Here is a 3,042-nt window from a genome sequence, read left to right on the forward strand (position 1 = left end):
GGCGTGCCCGCACCGGCCCCGGATGGCAGCAGCCGCAAGGTGCGCATCCTGCCGCTGCTGAGCGTGGGCCTGGGCCTGGTGCCGGCCGTGCAACAGCTCAGTGGCGGCGTGCCCCGGGCCTACGTGCGGGTGCTCGTCTACAATGCCGACTCCGCCCTCGTGGACAGCCAGACCCGGCAGTTGACCCAAGTGGCGCAAGGTGGGTATGAAGCGTTATCTTTACGCGTGTTCGTGCCTGCGGCGGGCTACGTGCAGGCGTACGTAGCCAACGAGAGCGACACGGATGTGTTCTTTGACGATGTGAGTGTGCAGCACCGGCAGGGGCTGCAAGTGCAGGAGAACCACTACGACCCGTTTGGACTGGATCTGGCCGGGCTGAGCAAGAGCGCCACGCCGCAGAACAAGTTTACCTGGAACGGCAAGGAGCAGCAGACCGAGTTCGGATTAGGGTGGCACGACTACGGAGCGCGGATGTATGAGTCTACAATTGGGCGCTGGAATGTGGTGGACCCGTTGGCTTTTAATAATTATATGATTTCTCCTTATACTTACTGCTTAAATAACCCGCCCAATGTGATTGATCCTGATGGTCGTGACGCCATTTTCACTGTTGATAGAGACAAAGACAATAATATAATAGGATTGAATATTAGTTCAACTAATTATATAAAAGGCTCTGGTGCCAGCGCTTCAAGGGCAAGTCAACTAAATTCTGCGGCTAAAGATAAATTCAAAACAAGGAACGTTGGTGGTATTTCAGTCTCGTTTGACGTAAAATATTCATATGCTCCAGATAAGCAAGTCAGCGAGCTGAGGGAAGGTCAAAATTTAATAGAGTTCTCTTCTCAGATTTCTACTTCTGAGGACAGGTCTCATGCTTCTTCTAGTCAATCAGGAAACCCTGATAATAATACATTGCAAGTATATAGTGGAAATTATGCATTAGCATACGATAATGGCAGGTCGAATAATACTATTCTTCATGAAACATTGCATCTGCTAGGTGTATCAGATAGATATTATGAAGAGCATTTAGGCAATGGAGGAGGATCTCGTCCTGTCGGCAGCAGGTTTTACGATGATATAATGGCTGTAAATTTTTCTGATCCTAAAAGAAGCGCAGGAGTTTCTCTAAATTATTCTCATTATATGAATTTTGCAGAATTTGCGAATAATAATTATAAATTCCCTGGTATTTCAGCTATTGGGTATAATGGTGCTACAAATCCAGCAGGTGATATATACGTAAATAAACGCTCTATTGATGTCAATAGTAATAGTACGATAAAAGGCGTTTCTGATACCTATCGGTATGAACCAGGTAAGTATGGAACAATAAACCCCATCCAATAAAAAATTAACACATGAAAAGAGCAATAAATAACATTTTTTTTATTCTATTATCGCTGCTATTTTCTTGTAGCCAAAGAAATAATAATGATGAATTTCAATATATAAAAGGATTTATATTATATAGAGATATTAATAATACATTTATGTATTTTTTTTCAATAGATAAGGATCAATCTAGCAACGATATTCATAATATAGAGGAAAGTGGAAATGCGTTCCAGTTCAAGGTAAATAATGAAACCAGATCATCATTGTATTTATTAGACAAAGATACGGTTGAAAACGGCAAGTTTGTAATATCATATGCTAAAATATTGGTTGAATATAACCCTTGCGATGGATATAAAATAGGATACATTAATCCAAATAAATATGACACATTAGTTTTTATCAAAGATAAGAAGATTGTAAAAGCTATTTATAATTACCAAAACATTAACGTGCTGAAGATTATGAATGCAGAATGCAATCAAAAAGTAATTCGCTAGTGTAAATTCATGAATAGGGAGTCTCAGCGTTCCTGATAATTGAGTTTGCTTTTGTTTCAACGAGTTTGCTCGTTCGTAAAAAGTGTCTTCAAACGCAGCAAATTACGTGGCCCGCGTGGCCTTCACCGACCCGGCGAAGCTGCGCGCCGCCCGCCCCGACTCGGGGCGGGTGCAGGTGAGCACCCAGTACCTGGACGGGCTGGGGCGGCCGGTGCAGAGCGTGCAGCATGGGGCCTCGCCCACGGGCCGCGCCTGGTCCAGCTCACCCAGTACGACGCGCTGGGCCGCGAGCCCCGGCAGTTTCTGCCCTACTCGGCTGCTACGGCCTCGGCCGACGCGGTGGGCTACCACCCGGATGCGGTGGCCGAGCAGGGCCAGTTCTACCGCGGGCAGGGCGGGCGCGACCCGCTACTACCTACCCTGACCCAGCACCTGCCCAAGACGGCGGTGCCCTTTGCCCAAACCGTGTTCGAGGCCTCGCCCCTGAACCGGCCCCTGGTGCAGGCCAGCCCCGGCGAAACGTGGCAGCTGGGCGCGGGCCACGAAGTGACGCTCACCGAGCGGCCCAACCTAGCCACCGACTCGGTGCAGCGCTGGACCCCGGGCTACGTGTCCGAGCGGGAAGAGCTCACGCCGCAGGCCGCCTACGCGGCCGGGGAGTTGTGGGTGAAAACCAGCCGCGACGAGCAGGGCCAGTGGCGGCAGGAGTTTTCGGACAAGGAAGGCCGGGTGGTGCTCACCCAGGTGGGCCTGGACGGCACCTATGCCAGCCAGGCCACGAGCTGGCTCAAGACGTACTACGTGTTCGACGACTTCGGCCGGCTACGGGCCGTGCTGCCCCCGCTGGCGGTGCAGCGGCTGCGCAAAAACAGCTGGCAGGTCACGGGCGCGGGGGTGGAGCGGCTGCTGTTCCGCTACCACTACGACGCGCAGGGGCGGCCGGTGGAGAAGCAGGTGCCCGACCAGGCCGGCTACGCCTACACGCTCTACAACGAGCTCGACCAGCCCATCCTGAGCCAGGACGTGAGCCAGCAGGCGGATAAGCAGTGGGTGGCCAGCAAGTACGACGCGCTGGGCCGGGTGGTGTACGCGGGCCTGGTGCACTTTGCCGATCTGAGCGGGACGCCCAGCCAGCAGCGCGACCAGCTCCAGACCTGGCAGACGAACTGGCTGGCGCAGAACCCCACGGTGCCCCTGTGGG

General features: G+C 51.9%; 3 protein-coding genes. All 3 read left to right on the forward strand.

Annotation, left to right across the window (positions count from 1 at the left end):
- On the forward strand, positions 1 to 1,353 hold a 1,353-nt coding region (locus D0T11_RS21580; RefSeq protein ID WP_317127283.1), incomplete at its 5' end, for an RHS repeat-associated core domain-containing protein.
- 11 nt (positions 1,354 to 1,364) lie between these two features.
- Positions 1,365 to 1,841: a hypothetical protein gene (locus tag D0T11_RS22330; RefSeq protein WP_147374795.1), complete on the forward strand. Its 477-nt coding sequence runs from the start codon at positions 1,365 to 1,367 to the stop codon at positions 1,839 to 1,841.
- A 51-nt stretch (positions 1,842 to 1,892) separates the two neighbouring features.
- On the forward strand, positions 1,893 to 3,042 hold a 1,150-nt coding region (locus tag D0T11_RS21585), incomplete at its 3' end, for a DUF6443 domain-containing protein (RefSeq protein ID WP_245991113.1).

The organism is Hymenobacter rubripertinctus, assembly GCF_003583925.1.
In the GTDB taxonomy this organism is placed as follows: domain Bacteria; phylum Bacteroidota; class Bacteroidia; order Cytophagales; family Hymenobacteraceae; genus Hymenobacter; species Hymenobacter rubripertinctus.

What these genes read in the sequence shown, in the direction of transcription:
- D0T11_RS22330 (WP_147374795.1), top strand. Translation starts at nt 1,365, where the DNA reads ATGAAAAGAGCAATAAATAACATTTTTTTTATTCTATTATCGCTGCTA.